At 71.1% G+C, this 23,120-nt stretch carries 14 protein-coding genes and 1 pseudogene; 10 read left to right on the top strand and 5 right to left on the bottom strand.

Translation table 11 applies throughout. The features are described 5' to 3' along the window. The first annotated feature begins 97 nt into the window (after positions 1 to 97). The 5 genes from ACZ3ZD_RS27630 (at position 98) to ACZ3ZD_RS27610 (ending at position 5,714) form a co-directional block, all read left to right on the top strand. Positions 98 to 1,270 (top strand): polysaccharide pyruvyl transferase family protein, encoded by a 1,173-nt coding sequence (locus ACZ3ZD_RS27630; protein WP_467402687.1) that lies wholly within the window; start codon positions 98 to 100, stop codon positions 1,268 to 1,270. Positions 1,271 to 1,304: 34 nt separating this feature from the next. Then, a complete protein-coding gene (locus ACZ3ZD_RS27625) occupies positions 1,305 to 2,714 on the top strand; it encodes an FAD-dependent oxidoreductase (protein ID WP_467402684.1) in 1,410 nt (469 codons plus the stop codon). Positions 2,715 to 2,995: 281 nt separating this feature from the next. Continuing rightward, positions 2,996 to 3,766: a beta-glucanase gene (locus ACZ3ZD_RS27620; RefSeq protein WP_467402681.1), complete on the top strand. Its 771-nt coding sequence runs from the start codon at positions 2,996 to 2,998 to the stop codon at positions 3,764 to 3,766. Positions 3,767 to 3,854: 88 nt separating this feature from the next. Beyond that, positions 3,855 to 5,354 carry an MFS transporter gene (locus tag ACZ3ZD_RS27615; RefSeq protein WP_467402677.1) on the top strand — a complete coding sequence of 500 codons (1,500 nt, stop codon included), beginning with the start codon at positions 3,855 to 3,857 and terminating at the stop codon, positions 5,352 to 5,354. A 144-nt stretch (positions 5,355 to 5,498) separates the two neighbouring features. Then, complete coding sequence (locus tag ACZ3ZD_RS27610; protein WP_467402675.1) at positions 5,499 to 5,714, top strand: hypothetical protein; 216 nt, start codon at positions 5,499 to 5,501, stop codon at positions 5,712 to 5,714. Between the two features lie 246 nt (positions 5,715 to 5,960). Here ACZ3ZD_RS27610 and htpG read toward each other — a convergent pair whose 3' ends face one another. After that, positions 5,961 to 7,865: a molecular chaperone HtpG gene (gene htpG / locus ACZ3ZD_RS27605; protein ID WP_467402672.1), complete on the bottom strand. Its 1,905-nt coding sequence runs from the start codon at positions 7,863 to 7,865 to the stop codon at positions 5,961 to 5,963. A gap of 236 nt (positions 7,866 to 8,101) precedes the next feature. Here htpG and ACZ3ZD_RS27600 point away from each other — a divergent pair, with 236 nt between their 5' ends. Then, entirely contained in the window at positions 8,102 to 8,581 is a 480-nt protein-coding gene (locus tag ACZ3ZD_RS27600; protein WP_467402670.1) for an SRPBCC family protein, read from the top strand. 191 nt (positions 8,582 to 8,772) lie between these two features. Here ACZ3ZD_RS27600 and ACZ3ZD_RS27595 read toward each other — a convergent pair whose 3' ends face one another. The 3 genes from ACZ3ZD_RS27595 to ACZ3ZD_RS27585 form a co-directional block, all read right to left on the bottom strand. Further along, on the bottom strand, positions 8,773 to 10,131 hold the full coding sequence (locus ACZ3ZD_RS27595) for a beta-1,3-glucanase family protein (protein WP_467402667.1): 1,359 nt from the start codon (positions 10,129 to 10,131) through the stop codon (positions 8,773 to 8,775). A 307-nt stretch (positions 10,132 to 10,438) separates the two neighbouring features. Beyond that, positions 10,439 to 11,830, bottom strand: coding sequence for an APC family permease (locus ACZ3ZD_RS27590; RefSeq protein WP_467402665.1), 1,392 nt, complete (start codon positions 11,828 to 11,830; stop codon positions 10,439 to 10,441). Positions 11,831 to 11,886: 56 nt separating this feature from the next. Beyond that, on the bottom strand, positions 11,887 to 12,756 hold the full coding sequence (locus ACZ3ZD_RS27585; protein WP_467402661.1) for a carbon-nitrogen hydrolase family protein: 870 nt from the start codon (positions 12,754 to 12,756) through the stop codon (positions 11,887 to 11,889). A gap of 93 nt (positions 12,757 to 12,849) precedes the next feature. Between ACZ3ZD_RS27585 and ACZ3ZD_RS27580 the strand changes: the two genes are divergently transcribed. Continuing rightward, positions 12,850 to 13,620: a FadR/GntR family transcriptional regulator gene (locus tag ACZ3ZD_RS27580; protein ID WP_467402657.1), complete on the top strand. Its 771-nt coding sequence runs from the start codon at positions 12,850 to 12,852 to the stop codon at positions 13,618 to 13,620. Between the two features lie 160 nt (positions 13,621 to 13,780). Continuing rightward, positions 13,781 to 14,665: pseudogene (locus ACZ3ZD_RS27575) on the top strand (NPP1 family protein). Positions 14,666 to 14,848: 183 nt separating this feature from the next. Here ACZ3ZD_RS27575 and ACZ3ZD_RS27570 read toward each other — a convergent pair. After that, positions 14,849 to 18,778 carry a Pls/PosA family non-ribosomal peptide synthetase gene (locus ACZ3ZD_RS27570; protein ID WP_467402655.1) on the bottom strand — a complete coding sequence of 1,310 codons (3,930 nt, stop codon included), beginning with the start codon at positions 18,776 to 18,778 and terminating at the stop codon, positions 14,849 to 14,851. A gap of 585 nt (positions 18,779 to 19,363) precedes the next feature. On the opposite strand from ACZ3ZD_RS27570, the gene ACZ3ZD_RS27565 reads away from it, so the two are divergent. Together ACZ3ZD_RS27565 and ACZ3ZD_RS27560 are read left to right on the top strand one after the other, a co-directional pair. After that, a complete protein-coding gene (locus ACZ3ZD_RS27565) occupies positions 19,364 to 20,734 on the top strand; it encodes a lectin (RefSeq protein WP_467402652.1) in 1,371 nt (456 codons plus the stop codon). A gap of 54 nt (positions 20,735 to 20,788) precedes the next feature. Next, on the top strand, positions 20,789 to 22,969 hold the full coding sequence (locus tag ACZ3ZD_RS27560) for an RICIN domain-containing protein (RefSeq protein WP_467402649.1): 2,181 nt from the start codon (positions 20,789 to 20,791) through the stop codon (positions 22,967 to 22,969). The last annotated feature ends 151 nt before the right edge of the window (positions 22,970 to 23,120 follow it).

Genomic DNA, 23,120 nt, shown 5'->3' with positions numbered 1-23,120 from the left:
GGGTGGGCGGCCCGTCAGCGATGCGGTCGCGCGTTCCGGCGTGCAGGCCGCAAGCTGGTACCGACATGCCCGACAGGTCGTACGGCAGGGAGCGGTCATGGATGGCGCGGACGACGTGACCGTAGGCGTCCTGGGCTCCTACGGGGGCCGGAACGTGGGCGACGAGGCGATCCTCACCGCCCTGCTGGACCGCGTCCGCGCCGGCCGGCCGCGGGCCCGTCTCGTGGTCTTCTCCCGCCATCCGGAGCACACCCGCGGCGTCCACCCGGACGTGGAGGTCGTCGCCTGGGAGGGGGTCTGCCGGGAGGACATCTCCGCTCATCTGCGGCGGCTGGACGTCCTGGTGCTCGGGGGCGGCGGGATCCTCTACGACACCGAGGCGCGGCGCTATCTGCGCACGGCCCGCACCGCCCAGGAGCTGGGCGTGCCCGTCTTCACGTACGCGGTGGGGGCCGGTCCGCTCACCGACGAGGCGGACTGCGCGTGGGTGCGTACGGTGCTCTCGGACGCGGTCGAGGTGACGGTCCGCGACGAGGAGTCGAAGCTGGTGCTCGAAGAGGCCGGGGTGGCCCGGCCCGTCACCGTGACCGCCGATCCGGCGCTGCTGATGGTCCCCGGCGACCGGGGCGGGGCGCTGCTGCGGGCGGAGGCCGTGCCGCGCCGGGTGCGGCTGGTGGGCATGAGCGTGCGGGAGCCGGGGCGGGCGGCGGAGCACCTGGACGAGGAGGGGTACCACCAGCTGCTCGCCAGCGTGGGTGACTTCCTCGTGCACCGGCTGGACGCGCATGTCGTCTTCGTCTCCATGGAACGCGGCGACATCCGGCACGCGCACGCCGTGGCGTCGCGCATGGCGGAGGCGGACCACTGCACGGTGCTGCGCGGGGACCACGGGCCGCAGCAGGTCCTGGACATCGTCGGCCAGATGGACCTGGCCGTCGGGATGAGGCTGCACTTCCTGATCTTCGCCGCGCTCGCCGGGATCCCGCTGCTGCCGCTGCCGTACGCGGGCAAGGTGTTCGACTTCGCGCAGCGGATCGGCGCGCCGGCCCTGCGCGGTGTGGTCAGGGAGACGGCGGGGCTGCTGCTGGCGGAGGTGGACCGCCTGTGGGACGAGCGGCGCGCCCGTGCGGCCGAGACGGCGCTGCGTACGGCGGCGATGCGGCTGCGGGCGGCGGAGACCGCCGAGCGGCTCCTCGCCTGTCTGGACGGCGTGGCCGCGCAGCGGGTCCTGCGGGGTGTGGCGCCCGTGCCCGCGTCGACGCTGGGCTGACGCCGACGGTCACCGGTTCCCGGAGGGAGTGAACGTGTCGTACCTGAGGCCGCCCCGCGTTCCCCGGACGGTGGAGCTTCCGCCGCGTCAGGCGCTGCACGCGGGGTCCACGCAGGTGTTGGTGATCGGTGGCGGCCCGGCCGGTATCGGCGCGGCCCTCGGTGCCGCCAACGCGGGCGCCGAGGTCGCGCTCGTGGAGCGGTACGGGTTCCTCGGCGGCAACGCGACCGCGGCGCTGGTGATGCCGTTGATGAGTTTCCACAACGAGGTCAAGCAGGCCGTGGCCGGCGACACCACGCGCCTGCTGCCGCCCGATCACGGCGAGGGCGAGCCGGTCGTCGGCGGAGTGCTGTGGGTGCTGCTGGACCGGCTGGTGCGGGTGGGAGCGGCGATCCGGCCGTCGCTGGAGACCGGCTACACCGTGCCGTTCGATCCGGAGCTGTTCAAGCTGGTGGTGTACGAGCTGCTGGAGAGCCATGAGGTCCGTACGCTCCTGCACGCCTTCGCCTCCGACGTCCTGAGCCTGCCCGACCGGGCGCGTGCGGTGTTCGAGACGAAGTCGGGTCCCCTCGTCATGGACGCGGACGTGATCGTGGACTGCACCGGGGACGGTGACATCGCGGCGGCGGCCGGGGCGTCGTACGAGATCGGGCGGCCGGAGGACGGCTGGACGCAGCCCATGTCGCTGATGTTCCGCATGGTCCGCTTCGACCACGAGGAGTTCACCGCCTACACCCGCGCCCACCCGGACCAGTGGAGGGGTGTGCACGGGCTGTGGGACCTCGTGCGGGCCGCGGCGGACGCCGGGGAACTCGATCTGCCGCGCGAGGACGTGCTGCTCTTCGCCACCCCGAACAGCGGTGAGGTGGCGGTCAATTCGACGCGGGTCACCGAGGTGCTCGGCACCAGCGTCTGGGACCTGACCCGTGCGGAGTTCACGGCCCACCGGCAGATGGCGCAGATCGCCCGTTTCCTACGCGACCGGGTACCGGGCTTCGCCGACTCCTACGTCGCCCAGAGCGGTGTCCAGGTCGGCGTGCGCGAGACCCGCCGGATCGTGGGCGAGTACCAGCTGACCGGCGACGACGTGCTCAAGGCCCGCAGCTTCGAGGACGCGGTCGCCCGCGGTGCCTACCCGGTGGACATCCACAACCCGAGCGGTCGCGGCACCACGCTGAAGCGCCTGCCGCGCGGTCGGTCGTACGACATCCCCCTGCGCTGCCTGCTCCCCCGGGACGTCGACCGGGTCCTGGTCGCGGGGCGCTGCATCTCCGGGGACCACGTGGCGCACTCGTCCTACCGCGTGATGCCGATCTCCATGGCCACCGGGCAGGCGGCGGGCGTCTGCGCGGCCCTCGCGGCGACCGGGGGACGCCGGCCACGGGACGTCCCGGTGGGCGCGGTCCAGCGGGAGCTGCGGGCGCAGGGCGCCAGCCTGGCCTGACCCGGCGCGTACGGCGGGTGTGGGGCCGCATCGCCGCCAAGGCGCGTACGGCGGGTGTGGGGCCGCATCGCCGCCACCGCGCGTGCGGCGGGTTTCGGATCGCGTCGCCGCCACCGCGTGTGCGGCGGGTTTCGGATCGCGTCGCCGCCAAGGCGCGTACGGCGGCTGTGGGGTCGCGCCGCCGCCAGGGTCGCGGGCGGGGGAACCTCCGAACGGATGTGTCCCCGGGTGGCACGCCGCCCGGCGCGCATGGCGGGTCGCCGTACGGTCAGACATCGCCCATGGACGAATCGACATCCCCCGACCCGCTGCCGGGCCCCCGCGTCCCATCCCCCGAACCCGACGTCGTGTTCCAGGCGGACTTCGCCTCCGGGACCCAGTGGGTCGCCGGGCGCACGTCGGCCTATCCGGGAGGCGGTCCGGTCAATCCGGGCGACGACAAACTGGACCATCTGGTGGACGACGCCTCCTACAGCCGCTCGGGCGTCTTCCGGGCCACCCTCCGGCCGGACGGGCGGTGGGACACGGGGCTGCTGACCACCGAGGGCAGCGAGGAGGGGTTCATGGTGCGGTCGGGGGACGCACTGGAGGCGCGCGTACGACTGCCCGAGGCGATCGGTACCTGGCCGGCCATCTGGACCTGGCGGGACGGCGGCCAGGAGGTCGACGTCTTCGAGTACCACCCGGACAACCCGGATCTGCTGGAGTTCACCAACCATGTGCGCGGCGGCAACCGCTACCTGCGCGACGACGCCGTCCGGCCCGGCGCCTGGGTGGACCTGCGCACGGACTTCGGGGCGCGGTCGGTGGTCTGGTGGCTGAACGGCACACGGGTCTTCGCGGACGGCCGGGGCGTGGGGCACGCCTGGCAGGCCTACCTCATCGTGAATCTCTCGGTCGTCGCCGGCCGGTACCACCCCCCGCCCGAGCCCGGGACGACCGAGATGTCCTTCGAGGTGGCCGGCCTGCAGGTACGCCGTCCGTCCGCGGGCGGTCCGCCGCACGCCGGGCCGGCGGCCGGGGACGGAGAGCGGCAGCAGGCCGGTTCCTGAACCGTGGCGTCTCCGCCCGGAATGTGTGCCCGCGCGGGGCGGGGGAACTTGGAGCGACCGGGTGGCGGCCGAGGGGAGAGGAGTCCAGGTGGCAGCGGCAGCATCCGCGGACGCTCACGAGGCCGGGTACGAGCCGGACCCGCAGCGGTGGCGTGCCCTGTGGGTCACCCTGGTGGCCGGCTTCATGAGCCTGCTGGACGTGACGATCGTGTCGGTCGCCCTGCCCACCATCCAGCGCGAGCTGCACGCCTCCCCCGCGCAGGTGCAGTGGGTGGTCTCCGGCTACGCCCTGACCTTCGCGCTCGCCCTGGTCACCGCCGGCCGCCTCGGTGACGCCCTGGACCGGCGGCGGATCTTCCTGCTGGCCCTGAGCGGCTTCGTGCTGTGCAGCGCGGCCTGCGGAGCGGCCCCCGGCATCACTCTGCTGGTGGTGGCCCGGCTCGCCCAGGGGCTGGCGGCGGGCTTCATGGCGCCGCAGAACTCGGCGCTGATCCAGCAGATGTTCCGCGGTGCCGAGCGCGGTCGCGCCTTCGGGTTCTTCGGCGCCACCGTCGGCATCTCCTCCGCCGCGGGGCCGATCACCGGCGGTGCCATCCTCGCCCTCGCCTCCGGCGCCGAGGGCTGGCGGTGGATCTTCTACGTCAACGTCCCCATCGGCGTCCTGGCCGTCCTGCTCGGCCGCCGGTTGCTGCCCCGCACCCGGCGCTCGCAGCGGGGTCAAGTGGACGCGGCCGGCGTGCTGCTGCTCGGCCTGGGTGTCCTGGCGCTCATGTATCCGCTGGTCCAGGCGGACTCCGGTGGCCTTGACCGGCTGTGGTGGCTGTTCCCGGTGGGGGCGGCGGTGCTGGCCGTGTTCACCTGGTGGCAGTACCGCCGCGTCGCCCGGGGTGCCCAGCCGCTGCTCGACCCGCGCCTGTTCAGCACCGTGCGCGGGTACGCCGTCGGCGCCGGCATCGGCACCCTGTACTTCATCGGTTTCAGCGGGGTCTGGCTGGTCTTCGCCCTCTTCTACCAGCGGGGCCTCGGCTTCTCCCCGCTCCGGTCGGGCCTCGCGGTGACGCCGTTCGCGCTGGGCTCGGCGAGCGCGGCCGTGGTCGCGGGCCGGCTGGTGGAACGGTTCGGGCGGCTGCTCACCGTGTGCGGTCTCGCGGGCGTGCTCGCCGGTCTGGGCGGCACCGCGCTGCTGCTGCGTTTCGCACCGCTGCACTCGGCGCCCTGGCTCGCGGCTCCCGTCATGTTCCTCGGCGGTATCGGCAGCGGCTTCGTCGTCTCGCCCAACATCACGATGACCCTGCGGGACGTGCCCGTGCGCATGGCGGGCGCGGCGGGCGGTGCCCTGCAGACCGGGCAGCGGCTGGGCGCCGCGCTGGGGACCGCCGCCCTGCCCGGGCTGTTCTACCTGGTGCTCGGCCGGAGCCACGACTACCGCGCCGCGCTCGTCACCGCGCTGGGCGCCGGCCTGGTCGGCATGGCGGCGTCCCTGGCGCTGGCCACGGCCGACTGGCAGCGCGACCGGCGCGCGAAGCGGTCCCGCCGCAGCTGCCCGGACGAGCTCGCCAACGACCCGGTGCACGCCCGGCAGACCTGACGTAACGCTCCCCCGGCTCCCCCGGCTCCCCCGAGCTCGCCAGGTCCATCAGGGTGGTCCGGGGCCGTGTCGGGGCGCGGGTGCGGGCCCGGTTGGCCATGCTGGGCCGACAGCGGCACCGCGAGCGGCGACAAGGAGCACTGCATGCCGAAGGATTCCGTCGAACGATTCCTGGCGGCGCTGGACCCCGGCCACCGGGAGACCGTCGGCGCGAAGCCGCGCGAGGAGCAGGAGCAGCTCGCCGCGGCCTGGGAGCGGGAACTGGAAGCGGACGACGAACTCGACACCCTGGACGAGCTGTCCCCGCCGGCGGCGGAGGCCGAGGCGGCCCGCCGGGTCCTGGACCGCGGGACCGGATGACACGGCGCCGGCTCTGCTGCCGGGTGGTCGGCCGTCCTCCCGGTGCGGGTCCAGGCTCGCCGCCAGGTGGAGGTGGGCCGCCACCCGGTGCCGGGCGGCGGCCGCGGCGCCCTGGCCGTGCGGGGTGCGGGTCCCGCCGTCCAGGAGGCCTGCCGTGCCGGTCGGGCCGGTGCGGCGCGGGCGGCCTGCCCTGTCCGGGTGGGAGCGGGTGTCCCGGGCAGGCCGCCTGCGGCGGGAGGAGGCGTGTTACAGCGCGCGTTCCAGACGGTCCGCCATCAGCTTGACGAAGCGGGCCGGTTCCTTCGGCTGCCCGCCCTCGGCGAGCACCGCCAGGCCGTACAGCACTTCGGCGGTCTCGGCCAGCTCCGCGCGGTCCTCGCGGTCCTTGTACGCCTGGTTGAGGCCCTTCACCAGCTGGTGGTCCGGGTTGAGCTCCAGGATCCGCTTGGCGCGGGGCACTTCCTGGCCCATCGCGCGGTACATGTTCTCCAGGGCCGGGGTCAGGTCGTGCGCGTCGGAGACGACACAGGCCGGGGAGACGGTGAGCCGGGAGGACAGGCGCACCTCCTTGATGTCCTCGTCCAGCTGCTCCTTCATCCAGCCGAGCAGCCCGGCGTACTCCTCGGTCTGCTTCTCCCGCTCGGCGTCGGAGGTGTCCTCGTCCTCGGCGTCGAGGTCGATCCGGCCCTTGGCGACGGACCGCAGCTTCTTGCCCTCGTACTCGCCGACGGCGTCCGCCCACACCTCGTCCACCGGGTCGGTGAGCAGCAGCACCTCGATGCCCCGCTCCCGGAACGCCTCCATGTGCGGGGAGTTCTCGATGCTCTGCCGCGACTCGCCGGTCAGGTAGTAGATGTCCTCCTGACCGTCCTTCATCCGCTCCACGTAGCCCTTGAGCGTGGTCGGTTCGGTGTCGTGGTGGGTGCTGGCGAACGACGCGACGGCGAGGATGGCGTCGCGGTTCTCCGCGTCGGTGACCAGTCCCTCCTTCAGGGCCGTGCCGAACTCGCGCCAGAACGTGTCGTACCGCTCCCGGTCCTTGGTCATCATGTCCTTGACCGTGGACAGGACCTTCTTCGTGAGCCGGCGCCGCATCATCTCGATGTGGCGGTCCTGCTGGAGGATCTCGCGGGAGACGTTGAGCGAGAGGTCCGCCGCGTCGACGACGCCCTTGACGAAGCGGAGGTACGGCGGCAGCAGCGCCTCGCAGTCGTCCATGATGAACACGCGCTTGACGTAGAGCTGTACACCGCGCTTGAAGTCGCGCGTGAACAGGTCGTGGGGTGCGTGCGCGGGGAGGAACAGCAGGGCCTGGTACTCGAAGGTGCCCTCCGCCTGGAGGCGGATCGTCTCCAGCGGGTCGCGCCAGTCGTGGGCGATGTGCTTGTACAGCTCGTGGTACTCGTCCTCGGACACCTCGTCGCGGGGCCGCGCCCACAGCGCCTTCATGGAGTTGAGGGTCTCCGGCGCGGGCGTCTCGTCGCCGCCGTCGGCGGGGCCCTCGGGCATCATCCGGATGGGCCAGGTGATGAAGTCCGAGTACCGCTTGACGATTTCCTTGATCTTCCACGGCGAGGTGTAGTCGTGGAGCTGGTTCTCCGGGTCGGCCGGCTTGAGGTGGAGCGTGACCGAGGTGCCCTGCGGCGCGTCGTCGACCGTCTCCAGGGTGTACGTGCCCTCACCACGCGACGACCAGCGGGTGCCCTGGCTCTCGCCGGCGCGGCGGGTGAGCAGGGTCATCTCGTCGGCCACCATGAAGCCGGAGTAGAAGCCGACGCCGAACTGGCCGATGAGCCCCTCCTCACCGGCCTGGTCCTTGGCCTCCCGCAGTTCCTGCAGGAACTTGGCGGTGCCCGAGTTGGCGATGGTCCCGATGAGCCGCCCGACCTCGTCGTACGACATCCCGATGCCGTTGTCCCGCACGGTGAGCGTACGGGCGTCCTTGTCGATGTCGATCTCGATGTGCGGGTCGGAGACGTCGGCGTCGAGCGAGTCGTCCCACAGCTTCTCCAGACGCAGCTTGTCCAGCGCGTCCGAGGCGTTGGACACGAGCTCCCGCAGGAAGACGTCCTTGTTCGAGTAGACCGAGTGGATCATCAGCTGGAGCAGCTGACGAGCCTCCACCTGAAACTCGAAGGTCTCAGTCGGCATGTTCGCGAATACCTCACACGTCCTGTCGCTGGAACTGGGTGCAGACACTGTAAAACACCACGTCAGCGCGGTGGCCGGAATGGGGGCAGTGGCTGGATCCGAGCGGCGCGGGATCAGGGTGGATGCGCTGCGTGTCCGCGCCCTCACGCTCACGGTTTCGCACTTCGGTGCTCATGACCTCCGGTTGTCCGGGTACTCGGCAGGTCCAGGCAAGCAGTGACGACGGAGGTACAGAGATGAGCACGGTCCGGGAAGCGGTGGAGGTCGAGGTTCCGCTGCACACCGCCTACAACCAGTGGACGCAGTTCGAGGACTTCCCGCACTTCATGGAAGGCGTCGAGGAGATCAGGCAGCTGGACGACCGGCACAATCACTGGACCACGAAGATCGGCGGGGTACGCCGGGAGTTCGACACCGAGATCGTCGACCAGCTGCCCGACGAGCGCATCACCTGGCGCACCACCACCGGCGACGTCAGCCAGAAGGGCTCGGTGCGCTTCGAGCGCCTGGACGACAGCCACACCAAGGTCGAGCTGGTGATGGACGTCGAGCCCAGTGGCCCCGCGGAGAAGGTCGCGGACCTGCTCGGCACCATCGACCGGCGGGTCAAGGGCGACATGAAGCGGTTCAAGGAGTACATCGAGGAGCGCGGTGGGGAGTCCGGTGCGTGGCGAGGCCGGATCCGCCCCGGTGGCAACGACCCGTCGGCGCTCTGACCCCCACACAGGTCGCGCACGCCACGTGGCTTCACGGCACATGTGATGCCACGGCACATGGCCCGGGCACACCAGCCCGGGCCATGTCGTGTGTCGGGGCATGGGAGTCCGCGATGCCACCTCCTGCAGACCACGTGCGGCCGGCGACGCCTTCCGGTGCGGTGGCCGCGGTCAACCCCTGTGCATCGTGTTCACCAGCCGACGGCGACCAGGAGCCACTGCGGGTTGCCGTGGGAGATGAAGGAGGACTGACCCGCCACGTCGTCGTAGGGGAAGCCGTAGGCGAGGTTGTCGATGGCGTTGTCGTGCCAGAACTTGGCGTAGTAGTTGGCCGGTGCCGCCTTGTAGTACTGGCTCGGGTCGGCCTGCTGCGAGGCCGGCAGTGTGGCCACGTGACGGTTGAGGGCCGCGCACAGGTCCGGGTTGCCGGCCAGGGATGCGGCGCAGCCGAAGATGTCGGATGTGGCGGCGTTGACGCCTACGGACTGGGCGTAGGAGGTGAAGTAGTCGGCGTTGGCGCCACCCGCGCGGAAGCTCGGGTCGCTGCCGGGGGCGATGATCCGATACGGGGCCTGGGTCTGGGCCAGTATCTTGAACTGGGACGGGACCGCGTCGGTGAAGCGCTGGAACGTGGTGGCGCGGTCCTCGGCGAAGGTCTGCCGGTTCTCGCCGACCTCGACGTCGTAGCCGTCCTTGGCGTGCAGCCGCATGGCGAGTTTGAGGCCGAAGGCGTCGACGCGTGTGGTGTTGCCGTTGAAGACGTTGTTGCCGACGGTGAACTCGATGAAGTCGTAGTACGGGCTGTTGGGTGAGCCCAGGTAGAAGTACATGCGGCCTGCGGAGTTCGCCGGCATGTCGAGGTAGGGCTGTTCGGCGATGGAGTGCGTCTGGCCGTTGAAGCTCCAGTAGACCTGGCTGTCGGGGTACTTGCCGTTGGTGCGGTTGAGGATCTTCACCTCTACGGCGTTCTGCGCGGCCGGGATGTCACTGGTGCTGCCCCAGAAGTCGGACGGCGGAGTGGTGCCGCCGCCGGGGCCGTAGATCTGGAACTCCCACAGGGAGTAACCGTATTGAGTCGCCCTTGCCGTTCCGTAAACGCGTACGTAGCGGCCGCTGCCGGTGACGGACAGGTTCTGGGTGCCGCCGGTGGCCGTGGTGGTGGAGTAGACCGACGTCCAGTTGGCCCCGTCGGTGGAGGTCTGTACCTGGTAGGCCTTGGCGTAGGCGGCCTCCCAGGCGAGGGTGACGCGGGTGATCTGCTGGACGGAGCCGAGGTCCACCTGGAGCCATTGCGGATCGGCGAAGGCCGAGGACCAGCGGGTGCCGGAATTGCCGTCAACGGCTGCGGCGGCGGGGAAGGACGCGCTCTCGGTCGAGGACGCGGTGGCGGGCCGGCCCTGGGAGAGCAGTTGGTCGGCGGCCCGTGCGGGCGACGGCGTCAGGGCGACGAAGCAGGCGGCGAGCAGGGCGATGACCAGGACCAGTGCCGTGCGGGGGCGCACCACGTGGGCTGCTGGTCTGCGCATGAGCGCACTTGAGGAAGTCTGCATGGGGGCCTCCGGGTGCCGAGTGGGCGGGCGTGGGGGGCTGGAGGAACAGCAGGTGGAGAGCGCTCTCGGGGTTTGTACTCCCGCCCCTGCCCGGCGTCAACAACTGAACGCGAAACCACGGGAGTTCACAGGAACGGGGACGGCACACCTGCGACCTCTTCAGAACCCGTTCAATTGGCCGATCCCAAGCCCTCTTCACCGTTCACCACTTGACGTGAGTTGAGCTGGTGCGTGGGTCCCCGTCCTCCATGACATCGTCGTCTCGGCGTCGGCCCCGGCAGCAACCTGTACTGCTGATCGAACCCGGTCACTTCGCGCTCTGCAGAGGCGCGGCGTCTTGGACGTCCTCCGGTGCGGTCTCCGTGAACGACATCTCCGGCGGCGGCACGCGGAACATCCGGGTCAGGTAGGCCAGGTACACCACGCCGAGGGTCAGCCAGATCAGACCCAGGGTGAGCGCCCTGCCGTCGAGGTTGTACAGCAGGTAGAGGTCCACGACCGCGCCGACCGCGGGGGCGACGACGTACGACAGCGCGCTGGGGCTCTCGCCGGCGCGGCGGCGCCGTACGTAGGTGGCGAGCACGGCGACGTTGACGAAGGTGAACGCGGTGAACGCGCCGAAGTTGATGAAGGACGTCGAGGCGGCCACGTCCAGGCGCAGGGCGATCAGGCCGACCGCGCCGGTCAGGAGGATGTTGAGCGCGGGGGTGCGGTAGCGCGCGTGGAGGCGGGCGAAGACCCTGCGCGGGAGGGCGCCGTCGCGGCCCATCGCGTACAGCAGGCGGGAGGTGCTCGCCTGGGCGGCGATGCCGGAGGCGAACTGCGCGACCACGAGCCCCGCCAGGAACACCGAGGAGAACAGGTCACCGCCGATGGTCCTGGCGATCTCGAAGGCGGCGGAGCTGGGGTCGTCGAAGGCGCTGCCCGGATGGGCCAGCTGGGTGGTGTAGGCGACCAGGACGAAGATGCCGCCGCCGATCAGCGCGGTGAGCAGGATCGCGCGCGGCATGGTGCGCTTCGGGTCGACCGTCTCCTCCGTGAGCGTGGTGACCGCGTCGAAACCGAGGAAGGAGTACGCGGCGATGGCGGCACCCGCCGAGATCCCGGCGGCGGTGGTCGCGCCGTTGGCGAAGGGCGTGGTGCTCACCAGCGCACCGGCGCCGCCCGTCTGGAAGACGTGGCGCACCGACAGGACGACGAAGATGCCGATGACCAGCACCTGGAAGACCATGAGCAGGTCGTTGACGCGCTCGGCGGTCTTGATGCCGCGGATGTTCAGCGCGGTGGTGACGGCGACGAAGCCGATGATCCATGTCCAGTGCGGCACACCGGGGAACTGCGCCTGGAGGTAGGCGCCGCCGATCAGCCAGATGACCATCGGCAGGAAGAAGTAGTCGAGCAGGGTCGCCCAGCCGACGAGGAAGCCGAGCCGCCCGTCGATCGCCTTGCGGACGTAGGTGTAGGCGGAGCCGGCCACAGGGTACGCGGCGGCCATCTTTCCGTAGCTGTGGGCCGTGAACAGCATCGCGACCAGGGCGAGCAGGTACGCCGTCGGGACCGCCCCACCGGTACTGGCGGCGACGACGCCGAAGGTGCCCAGCACGATCAGCGGGGTCATGTAGGCGAGACCGAACAGCACGACGGCTCTGAGAGTGAGGGTGCGCGCGAGTGCGGGCGCGCCGGTGGTGTCGTTGGCCATGACGGGGCTCCGGGGACGTACGAGCGGGGGACGGTGAAGGGCGGGAGGCCGGAGGGTCAGACGCCCGGACGCCAGGTGCGCGGGTCGATGCGGCCGCCGTACAGCGGAAGCTCGATGGGGGCGTCGGTGTCCGTGAACTGGTCCCACATGCGGTTCACGCCTGCGGTGCCGTACGTCCGGACGCGGGTCACGTCGTCCAGGTCGATCACGTCCGTGAGGATGGTGCTGCCGTCGCCGGGTGCCTCGGCCCGGATCCGGCCCTCGGGGTCGACGACCAGGCTGTGCCCGCTGCCCAGGGGGCCGGCGGTGTTCACGCTGACCACGTGCACCTGGTTGACGATGGCGTTGGCGCGGGCCAGGACGACCTCCTGGGCACGGTCGGCGGTCGTGGTCATCACGGGGTTGACGATGACCTCGGCGCCCTGCCACGCCAGGTGGCGGGCGACCTCCGGGAACCAGGCGTCGTAGCAGATCGCGAAACCGATCCGCCCCGCCTCCGGCACGTCGAAGACCACGAACCGGTCGCCCGGATCGTAGGGCTCGCTCGGCCGCCAGGGGAACACCTTGCGGTACCAGGCCGCCAGACGCCCCTGCGGGGAGAAGGCCAGGGCGGTGTTGAACAGCTCCCCGGCCGGCCCGCGCTCGCACACCGATCCCGGAAGCAGCCAGATGCCCAGGTCTCCGGCCAGCGCGGCGAGCTCCTTGACCCGGGGGCCGTCCAGGGGCTCGGCGATCTCCCGCAGCTGTTCGTGCGCCTCGGCCCCGAGAGCGTCGACGCCGCACAGGTGCAGCTCGGGGAAGACCGCCATCCGGGTGTGCGGGAAGCGGGCCATGATGCTCTCCGCCTCAGCCGCGAAACCAGCGAGCGGGGTGTGCGCGGGCCTCGGGGGGAGCTGGGCGAGAGCCAGGGGCAGGGGGCGGGACATGAACGCGAAACTAGTTCAAGATGAGCACTTAAACAAGAGTGCTCAAGATGAGCATTTTCAGCGGTGATCAACGAAGCTGGTTAGGGTGACGCCATGCCCGGCAGCGACCACCCCCCGACCACCGGCCTCACGGCCCCCGAACTCAGCGGCGTGCGCAGGCTGTCCGCCCTGGAAGCGGTCCGGGCCCGGATCGCTCTGGCCGTCGATCTGGGCCTGCTGACCCCCGGCGAGCGGCTGCCCGGCACCCCGCAGATCGCCCAGGCCCTGGACGTCGGCGAGATCACCGTCCGTCGAGCCCTGGTATCCCTGTGTGCCGACGGCGTTCTGGAGCGCCGCCGCGGGCGCGGCGGGGGCACCCTGGTCGCCGCGCACCCCACTCCCGGCACCGTCCTCACCACGGACGTGTACCGCACGGCCGGCGACGCCGTGCGCCGACTGATCGACCACCGGCTCGCCCTGGAATGCGGAATCGCCCACCTGGCGGCGGTCCGGGCCCGCGACGAGGACCTGTCCGAGCTGCGGGAACTCGTCGAGGAGATGGACCGCGCGCCCAGCTGGGCCGAGTTCCACGGCTGCGACGAGCGCTTCCACCTCCGGCTCGCCGAGGCGACCGGCAGCTCCTCGATCACCGGCCCCTACGGCGCGGTCCTGCGCGAGCTCTACCGCTACTACCTGCCCTACCCCATGGACGCGCTGCGCGCTTCCAACCGCGAGCACCGCGACCTCCTCGACGCCCTGCGCCGCAAGGACACCGCCGCCGCCGGGGAAGTCGCCCGGCGCCATGTGGAAACGCTGCACCAGACCATGTTCGTGGGCCTGCTCCGTACATCCGCCGACACCGGAACCTCCCTGACCGGCGACTGAACTCGCCCGACCCGTCAGGTTCCGACACCCGAAGACGTCCTCGCGCATCGCCCGTCTGCGGACACCCTGGTCGACCTCGTCGTGATCACCTTGCGCCGACCGGTCGTCGACGGCACGGCCATCGGCACGACCAGCACATCCGCGACGCCTCTTGATCTCGATGCGGGAAAGCAAGAGGCTCACCTCAACTTGCCTTCATACAAGAGGAGTTGGAGTGCTCGGCAGATCCTCGTCACCCGTCCCGCAAGCGGAAACCGCTCCCCGCCGAACGAAGCGCCCCGGCAAGAGGACCCGCCACCTCGCGCTCACCGGCGTCCTTGCCGCCGCGGCCCTGGTCCTCGCGTTCCCGGCCGACGCGAACGCCGACGTTCTCACCCTCCTGCCGCAGAACGCCGACGGACTGGAGCAGACGTTCTCCCCCGCCTACGACTACGACGGCGACGGCTGCTACGCCACCGCCGCGATCGGCGCGGACGGCACCGTCAACCCCGGCCTGCCGCTGGGCGGCGACGTGAAGAACGGCCACTGCCACGATCCCGCCCAGCTGAAGAACGCCAACACGTACTCGCGCGAGAAGTGCAACAACGGCTGGTGCGCCGTCATGTACGCCAGCTACTTCGAGAAGGATCAGGCCACGCTCGGGCCGGCGGCCATCGGTCACACCCACGACTGGGAACACGTCATCGTGTGGATCTCCGACAACCAGGTCCAGTACGTCTCCGTGTCACAGCACTCCTCATAGCTGGTGAGTCCGAGCTCCTCGGTCCGCTTCGACGGAACCCACCCGAAGATCGTGTACCACAAGGACGGGGTGTCGACCCACGACTTCCGCTTCGCGAACAGCAACGACGAACCACCGGAGAATGCCACCGGCGGCTGGTTCTACCCGCGCCTGGTCGGCTGGGAGGGTTATCCGGCCGGCTACCGCGACAAGCTCATGACCGCCGATTTCGGCGAGGCCACGATCAAGATCAAGGACGGCTCCTTCAATGACAACCTCGCCTACTCCAAGCCCTCCGGCATCTCGTTCGACCCCTACGCCTGAGACATCGACGCACCGCTGAGGGGCGTCGACGCCGTGGCGTCGCGGTCCACCGCGGGCCGAAGCGCGCCGAAGCGCCCCGATGGCGGAGGCTGCAGGGCACGGACCGCTGTCGGCCCGTGCCCTGTCGACGTCACGGGTGGTGTCTGCGCGCCCGACGACCGTCGGTGCCGCCGCGACCTCGCCTCACACCGGGCGGGCGACGGGGGCCGGCGGTGCGTCCCAGGCCACGACCGGGTTGCCGAGCCACCGGGTGCCCTGCGGCACCTCTTCGCCGCGCATCACCAGGGAGGAGGGGCCGATCGCCGCGCCTTGGCCGAGGGTGGAGCCGGGCAGCACGATGGAGTGCGGGCCGATGGTGGCGCCCCGGTGCAGGCGGATGGTGTCCATCCGCATCAGGCGGTCGTGGAAGAGGTGGGTCTGGACGACCACGCCGCGGTTGACGCTGGCGCCGTCGTCCAGGCGGACGAGGTCGGTCTCGGGGAGCCAGTGGGACTCGCACCACACGCCGCGCCCGACCCTGGCGCCCAGGGTGCGCAGCCACCAGTTGAAGAAGGGTGTGCCCAGCAAGGCCTGGCCGAGCCAGGGCATCGCCAGCTCCTCCACGAACACGTCATACAGCTCATTGCGCCAGACGAAGGAGCTCCACAGCGGGTGCCGGCCGGGGCGGAAGCGGCCCACCAGTAGCCACTTCGCAGCGGTGGTGGTCAGCAGGGCCGGCACGCCGAAGACGAGTGCCACCGGTCCGGCGGCGAGCGCGGCCACGGCGAGCCCGGCGCTGTTCAGGACTTCCTGGAGCGCGACCGTGGTGACGTCCGCGAGGGCTGCGACGACCAGCAGCGGCAGAAGGCGGCACAGTTCCACCGCCGCGCGCGCCACCACCAGGCGGCGCGGTGGCTCGTGGGTGCGGTTGACGTCCGCGGGCTCCACGACGCGGCTGATGGTCAGTCCGGGGCGGCCGATCCAGCTGGAGCCGGGGGCCGCCTCGGCCGGGGCGTCGGAGAGGACGCCGACGAGGGAGTCCTCCGGCAGCCGCCGCCCCGGGCCGACGATCCCGGAGTTTCCGACGAAGGCTCGCCGGCCCACGTGTGCCTCGCCAAGCCTCAGCCAGCCGCCGCGCACCTCGAAGGGGGCGACGAGTGCGTCGTCGGCGAGGAAGGCACCGTCGTCGAGCGTCATCAGAGCGGGCAGGCCGAGGACGGTGGAGGCCTCCACGCGGCGCCCGACGCGCGCACCCAGCAGGCGGAGCCACACCGGGGTGAGGAGGGAGGCGTAGATCGGGAAGAGCTGGTTGCGGGCGGCATCCATCAGGCGGTGCGTCAGCCACGCGGCCCAGGCGGTTCTTCCGCGTCCGGGGTGCAGGCCCGGCGTGAGGGCGCGTCCGAGCAGGCGGACGGCGGCCCCGAGCAGGCCCGCGTAGCAGGCGTAGGCCAGGACGGCGGCCGGGACGGACAGGAGCAGCAGCAGCTCGACGGCGCGGCCGTAGCTGGTGGCGTGCCGCAGAAGGACGAACAGGGTGATCCCCGCGGGGGCGGCGGCGAGCAGCGGCAGTGCCTGGAGCGCAGGCAGGGAGAGCAGGTACGCCAGCTCCCAGCGGCGGGAGGTGCGGTGCGTCGGTGCAGGCCAGTCCCGCACGGCGCCGGCCGTGTCGCCGTCCGCCGGCCGGGCGGGGGATCCGTGCCAGTACTCGAGCTCGGGGACGGGGCCGGTGACGCAGCTGCCGGGTGCGATCTCCGCCCCGGCGCCGATGTCCGCGCCGGGCATCAGGACGCTGCGCGTTCCGACGCGCGCCTCCGGACCCACCCACACGCTCCCGACGTGGAGAACGTCACCGTCGAGCCACCAGCCTGCGACATCCACCTCCGGTTCGATGCTGGAGCCGGCACCGAACCCCGCCAAGCCGGTCACCGGCGGCAGCGCGTGCAGATCGACGTGATCGCCCACCGCGCAGCCCAGCCAGCGGGCGTACCGGGAGGCGAGGGGGGTGCCGGCCACCGATGCCACGTTGAAGGCGGCCACCAGCCGTTCCGCCGCCCACAGCCGCAGATGGACCCGGCCGCCGCGCGGATAGCTGCCCGCTCGCAGGCCGCGGGTGAGCAGCCGGGCGCCGCCCGCGCCGATCGCGGCCCGGCCCGGTGCGCTGAACAGCACCAGCCAGCCTGCCGCGACCAGCCACCAGGAGACGTGTGGCGCCCAGCGAACCGGGCCGAGCAGGTCGTCGGCCGCCGCCAGGACCGTCAGCCAGCGCAGTCCGGCGACGCCCAGCAGCACGGTGGTGACGAGGAGTTGAACGATCGCGGTGCGGCGAGGCGTGGGACGTACCTCCCGCGCACTGCCGGTCGCCGATCCTGACTCGTCCAGTCGCTCGGCGAGCCGGCGCAGGACCGGGAAGTGGTAGACGTCCGCCATCGACGCCTTGGGGTAGCGCTCGCGCAGGAGGGAGACCAGGGAGGCGGCGGTGAGGCTGGTGCCGCCGAGGGCGAAGAAGTCGCTGCCGCTCTTCGGGGTGACGCCGAGGACGGAGCGCCACCGCTCGGCGAGCCAGGCGGCGGTGCCGTCCGACGGTGGTTCCCCGTCCTCGCCGTCGCCGTCGTCCGCGAGGGTGGGCAGCGGCCAGGGCAGAGCCTTGCGGTCCACCTTGCCGGAGGTACGGGCCGGCAGGTCGCTGACCACGCCGAGCACCGGGACCAGGGCCTGCGGCAGCCGTTCCCGCAGCAGCTTGCGGCAGAGGCCGGGGTCTAAGGAGGTGCCGTCCTCCAGAACGAGGTAGCCCACAAGCAGGGGGCCGCCCGCCTCGGCGGCCTGGACCGCCGCCGCTGCGGCGCGCACCCCCGGCAGAGCCCGGAGGGCGGCGTCCACCTCGCCCAGTTCGATCCGGCGGCCGCCGAGTTTGACCTGCTCGTCGGCCCTGCCCACGAAGACGAGACCCTCGGGCTCGGCGCGCACCAAGTCGCCGCTCCGGTAGACCCGTTCGCTGCGCAGCGCCCCGTGCGCGCCGAACTTCTCCGCGTCCCTGGCCGGATCCAGGTAGCGGGCCGTGCCGACGCCGCCGATCAGCAGTTCACCGGTGCCGCCCCACGGCACCGGGCGGCCCTCACCGTCCACGACGGCGATCTCCCAGCCGTCCAGGGGGGTGCCGATCCGCACCGGCTCACCGGGCCGCAGCCGCGCGGCGCAGGCCACGACGGTGGTCTCGGTCGGACCGTAGGTGTTCCAGAACTCCCGCTCCGGAACGGCGAGCCGCTGCACCAGCTCGGGCGGGCAGGTCTCGCCGCCCACGATGAGCAGCCGAACGTTCGCCAGCGCCTCCTGCGGCCACAGCGCCAGCAGGGTGGGGACGGTGGAGACGACGGTGATTGCGCGTTCCACCAGCCAGGGTCCGAGGTCCGCCCCGCTGCGCACCAGCGCCCGTGGGGCGGGGACGAGGCAGGCACCGTGCCGCCAGGCCAGCCACATCTCCTCGCAGGAGGCGTCGAAGGCCACCGAGAGCCCGGCGAGCACGCGGTCTCCGGGGCCGAGCGGGCGTTCCCGCAAGAAGAGCCGGGCTTCGGCGTCCACGAACGCCGCCGCGCTGCGGTGCGTCACCGCAACTCCTTTGGGGCGGCCCGTGGTTCCGGAGGTGAAGATGATCCAGGCGTCGTCCCCGGGGGTGGGGAGGCCGCCGGGGCCGTGGGGTCGTACGCCGGGCACCGGGGTGATGGCGAGCTGCTCGCCGACGACGGCGCAGACCGCCGCGTCCGTGAAGATGGTCTCCGCCCGCTCGTCCGGGTCGTCGACGTCCACCGGCACATAGGCGGCTCCGGCGCCGAGAACGCCCAGCACCGCCACGTACAGGTCGGCCGTGCCGGAGGGCACCCGCACGCCCACCCGGTCGCCGCGGCCGACGCCGAGCCGGGCCAGGCGGTCGCCGAGGGCCCGCACCCGTTCCGACAGCGCCCGGTAGGTGAGCACCGTGCCGCCCGCGTCGAGGGCCGCGGCGTCGGGATGCGCTCTCACAGTGGCGTCCAGGATGTCCAGCAGCGTCCTGGCCGGTGCGGGATCCCGCACCGGCCAGGCGGCGAGCGCTGCGGGTAAGGCTCGTCCATCGGTCGTCTCGATGGTGTTCGAGGTAGGCATGGATCAAGGCTGTGTCCATTCCATGAGGCACCCCGAAGAGTTCTCTGCAATTCGCGTGAGAAACGCCGATGAAAGCGGTGTGCCCTCGTCCTGGAACTCTCATTCGGCAGCGTTTACTCGTTTCATCGGGCACGCCTAATCGTTTCAGGCGGCTCCCGCTCCACGGCTGGTCAAGTGTGAATACAATCAGCCCGGATGAAAAGAATGAAGAGTGAACGATCCTGAGCACCAGGCGACCTCGACGGCGTGAACGACGGTCGCGATGGCGAACGCGGCGTCGCCGAACCGGACCAATAGCTCGGAGCCCCCAACGATGTGGCGGCCGCACAGGTCGACGGGGCGGCGGTTGGTCATGTGGGCGACACCAAGGGATGCGTGGGGAACGAGAGTGCCACACCCCATGGGCCGCCGTGCACTGTGTGAGCCAACACCCAACCCCCTTCCTGCACGTCTTACTTCACACCTTGACGGAACTGGTCCGTACCTTTAGTTTCTCCGGACGACCACACGCCCATGCGTGCGCTCGACCGTTCGCCAGGCGAACGCGGCCCGAGCACCCCATCCCCCACGAAAGGCCGCCGCGCCATGTCCAGAGCCAGGTACTTCCCCGCATCCGCCGCCCTGTCGGTCTCTGTACTCACCCTGTCCTCCGCCCTGCTCACCGCTTCACCCGCCCAGGCCGCGACCGGGGCCATCACCGGCCTCGCCGGCAAGTGTCTCGACGTCGCCGGGGCCGGCTCCGCCGACGGCACGCCCGTCCAGCTCTACGACTGCAACGGCACGAACGCCCAGCAGTGGACGGTCGGCAGCGACGGCACGATCCGCGCCCTCGGCAAGTGCCTCGACGTCACCGGCAGTTCGACGGCCGACGGCGCCAAGGCGCAGCTGTGGACCTGTACCGGCGGCGCCAACCAGAAGTGGACCGTCACCGCCGCCCACGACATCGTCAACCCCCAGGCGAACAAGTGCCTGGACGTCACCGACAACAACTCCGCCAACGGCAGCCGGATACAGATCTGGAGCTGCAGCGGCGGCGCCAACCAGAAGTGGAACGCGCCCGCCGCGGGCGACACCCCGACGCCCTCCGCGCCGATGGCCGTGGCGCCGTACCTGTACAACGGCTGGGGCAGCCCGCCGAACCCCACCACCATCACCCAGGCCACCGGCGTGAAGTGGTTCACCCTCGCCTTCGTGCTCAGCAACGGCTACTGCACCCCCCAGTGGGACGGCAGCCGCCCGCTGACCGGCGGCGTCGACCAGCAGACCGTCAACACCGTGCGGGCGAACGGCGGTGACGTGATCCCCTCCTTCGGCGGCTACAGCGGCAACAAGCTGGAGAGCTCCTGCTCCAGTGCCGGCGAACTCGCCGCGGCCTACCAGAAGGTGATCAACGCCTACGGCCTGAGGGCGATCGACATCGACATCGAGGCCGACGCCTACAACAGCGCCACCGTGCAACAGCGCACCGTGGACGCCCTGAAGACCGTGAAGGCGAACAACCCCGGCCTGAAGGTGTACATCACCCAGGGCACCGGGCAGTCCGGCCCCGACACCAGCCTCATCAACCGGGCCGCCTCCTCCGGACTGACCGTGGACGCCTGGGCCATCATGCCGTTCGACTTCGGCGGCGCCGGGCAGAACATGGGCAACCTCACCACGCAGGCGGCCGAGGGCCTGAAGAACGCGCTGAAGAACGCCTACCACTACAGCGACGACCAGGCCTACCGGGACATGGGCATCTCGTCCATGAACGGGATCACCGACAACAACGAGACCGTCACGGTGAACGACTTCCGCACCATCCTGGCCTACGCCCAGCAGCACCACCTCGCCCGGCTGACCTTCTGGTCCGCCAACCGTGACCGGCCCTGCACCGGCGGTCCCGCCGACAGTTGCTCCGGCGTCGCCCAGTCCGACTGGGACTACACCCGCGTCTTCGCCGCCTACACCGGCTGACACCCCCGGCCGTCCCGACCTCGGCCGAACCCCCGCTTCCGGCTAGGAGAACCCATGCCTTCCCCATCACGCCGCGGCAGATCCACAGCGGCCGCACTGGTCGCCGTGGCGGCCGCGTCCCTGCTCACCGGCGCTCCCGCACGGGCCGCGACCACCGCGCTGCCCACCGGCTTCGCCACCGTCATGAACGCCGCGAGCGGCAGATGCCTCGACGCCAAGGCGGCCGCCACCGCCAACGGCACCGTCGTGCAGCAGTACACGTGCAACGGCACCACGGCGCAGCAGTGGAGCTTCGCCGCCACCAGCGACGGATACGTCCGCATCAACAACGGCAACGACACCACCCAGGTCGTGGACGTCGCCGACCTCTCCACCGCCGACAACGCGCAGGTCCACCTGTGGGCGTACGGCGGCGGCGGCAACCAGCAGTGGCTGCCGGTGGACGACGGCGGAGGCGCCTACCACTTCGTCAACCGCAACAGCGGCAAGTGCCTGGACGACCCGGGGGCGTCGACCGCGGACAGCGTGCAGTTCGTGCAGTACACCTGCAACGGCACCGCCGCCCAGCGCTTCCAGGTCGTCCCCGTGACCCAGTCGGCCACCGACCCCGACCTCGGCCCGAACGTCGCCATCTTCGACCCGTCGATGTCCTCCTCGACGATCCAGAGCAAGCTCGACTCGATCTTCCAGCAGCAGCAGACCAACCAGTTCGGCTCCCAGCGCTACGCCGTCCTGTTCAAGCCGGGCGCCTACAACGCCGACGTCAACGTCGGCTTCTACACCCAGGCGCTGGGCCTCGGACTGTCGCCCGACGCGGTGACGATCAACGGGGCCGTGCACGCCGAGGCCGACTGGTTCCAGGGCAACGCCACCCAGAACTTCTGGCGCGGCGCGGAGAACCTGTCCGTCAACCCGACCAGCGGCAGCGACCGCTGGGCCGTCTCGCAGGCGGCGCCGTACCGCCGGATGCACCTGCGCGGCAACCTCGCCCTCGACGACGGCGGCTGGTCCTCCGGCGGATACCTCGCCGACAGCAAGGTCGACGGACAGGTCAACTCCGGCACCCAGCAGCAGTGGCTGACCCGCAACTCCCAGCTCGGCAGCTGGACCGGCTCCAACTGGAACATGGTCTTCGTCGGCAGCACGGGCGTCCCCGCCACCAGCTTCCCCAGCCCCCCGTACACCACGGTCGCGCAGACCCCGACCAGCCGGGAGAAGCCGTTCCTCTACGTTGCCGGCGACGGCACGTACAAGGTGTTCGTGCCGTCCCCGCGGGCCAACTCCACCGGGATCAGCTGGGCGAACGGGGCCTCCGGTACGTCGCTGTCGCTGGACACCTTCTACGTGGTGAAGCCGGGCGCCACCGCCGCGCAGATCAACGCCGCCCTGGCCGCCGGCAAGAACCTGCTGGTCACTCCCGGCGTCTACCACCTCGACCAGACTCTCCAGGTCAACCGCGCGGACACCGTCGTCCTCGGCCTGGGTCTGGCCACCTTCGTCCCCGACAACGGCGTCACCGCTATGAAGGTCGCCGACGTCGACGGCGTGAAGATCGCCGGCCTGCTCTTCGACGCCGGCACCACCAACTCGCCCTCTCTGCTGGAGGTCGGGCCGACCGGCTCCTCCGCGTCCCACGCGGCCGACCCCACCTCCCTGCACGACGTCTACTTCCGCATCGGCGGCGCCGGCGTCGGCAAGGCGACCACGAGCCTGATCGTCAACAGCAGCAACGTCATCGGCGACCACACCTGGATCTGGCGCGCCGACCACGGCAGCGGCGTCGGCTGGACCAGCAACACCGCCGACACCGGACTCGTCGTCAACGGCAACAACGTCACCATGTACGGCCTGTTCGTGGAGCACTTCCAGAAGTACCAGGTCATCTGGAACGGCAACGGCGGCCGCACCTACTTCTTCCAGAACGAGATGCCGTACGACCCGCCGAACCAGTCCGCCTGGATGAACGGCTCCACCCAGGGCTACGCCGCCTACAAGGTCGCCGACTCCGTCACCAGCCACCAGGCGTACGGCCTCGGCAGCTACTGCTACTTCAACGTCAACCCCGGCGTCGTCGCCGCGCACGCCATCGAGGCGCCCAACAACTCCAACGTCCGCTTCACCAGCATGGTGACCGTATCCCTCGGCGGTGTCGGCACCATCAGCCATGTCATCAACAACACCGGTGGCCCGTCCAACTCCAGTACCAACGTGGCCGACCTGACCAGCTATCCGTAGCCCCACCGGGCATCGGGGGCGGTCAACACCCCGGATCCGTCCGGCATCGCCGGGCGGATCCGGGGTTTCTCGCATGCGAGGCGGGCTGCGTGCAAGCCGGGCGGGAGAGGGCCGCCCAAGGTCGGCGGGCAGCTGATCACTCCTTCGATCA

The organism is Streptomyces sp. NPDC023481 (genome assembly GCF_055560195.1).
This window is presented reverse-complemented; position numbering and strand designations above follow the sequence as displayed.

Bases quoted from the DNA above. Each gene is read 5' to 3' on its own strand.
- ACZ3ZD_RS27580 (WP_467402657.1), top strand. From the start codon at position 12,850: ATGCCCGGCAGCGACCACCCCCCGACCACCGGCCTCACGGCCCCCGAA.
- ACZ3ZD_RS27630 (WP_467402687.1), top strand. From the start codon at position 98: ATGGATGGCGCGGACGACGTGACCGTAGGCGTCCTGGGCTCCTACGGG.
- ACZ3ZD_RS27565 (WP_467402652.1), top strand. From the start codon at position 19,364: ATGTCCAGAGCCAGGTACTTCCCCGCATCCGCCGCCCTGTCGGTCTCT.
- ACZ3ZD_RS27560 (WP_467402649.1), top strand. From the start codon at position 20,789: ATGCCTTCCCCATCACGCCGCGGCAGATCCACAGCGGCCGCACTGGTC.
- ACZ3ZD_RS27610 (WP_467402675.1), top strand. From the start codon at position 5,499: ATGCCGAAGGATTCCGTCGAACGATTCCTGGCGGCGCTGGACCCCGGC.
- ACZ3ZD_RS27620 (WP_467402681.1), top strand. From the start codon at position 2,996: ATGGACGAATCGACATCCCCCGACCCGCTGCCGGGCCCCCGCGTCCCA.
- ACZ3ZD_RS27570 (WP_467402655.1), bottom strand. From the start codon at position 18,778: ATGCCTACCTCGAACACCATCGAGACGACCGATGGACGAGCCTTACCC.
- ACZ3ZD_RS27590 (WP_467402665.1), bottom strand. From the start codon at position 11,830: ATGGCCAACGACACCACCGGCGCGCCCGCACTCGCGCGCACCCTCACT.
- ACZ3ZD_RS27600 (WP_467402670.1), top strand. From the start codon at position 8,102: ATGAGCACGGTCCGGGAAGCGGTGGAGGTCGAGGTTCCGCTGCACACC.
- ACZ3ZD_RS27595 (WP_467402667.1), bottom strand. From the start codon at position 10,131: ATGCAGACTTCCTCAAGTGCGCTCATGCGCAGACCAGCAGCCCACGTG.
- htpG (WP_467402672.1), bottom strand. From the start codon at position 7,865: ATGCCGACTGAGACCTTCGAGTTTCAGGTGGAGGCTCGTCAGCTGCTC.
- ACZ3ZD_RS27585 (WP_467402661.1), bottom strand. From the start codon at position 12,756: ATGTCCCGCCCCCTGCCCCTGGCTCTCGCCCAGCTCCCCCCGAGGCCC.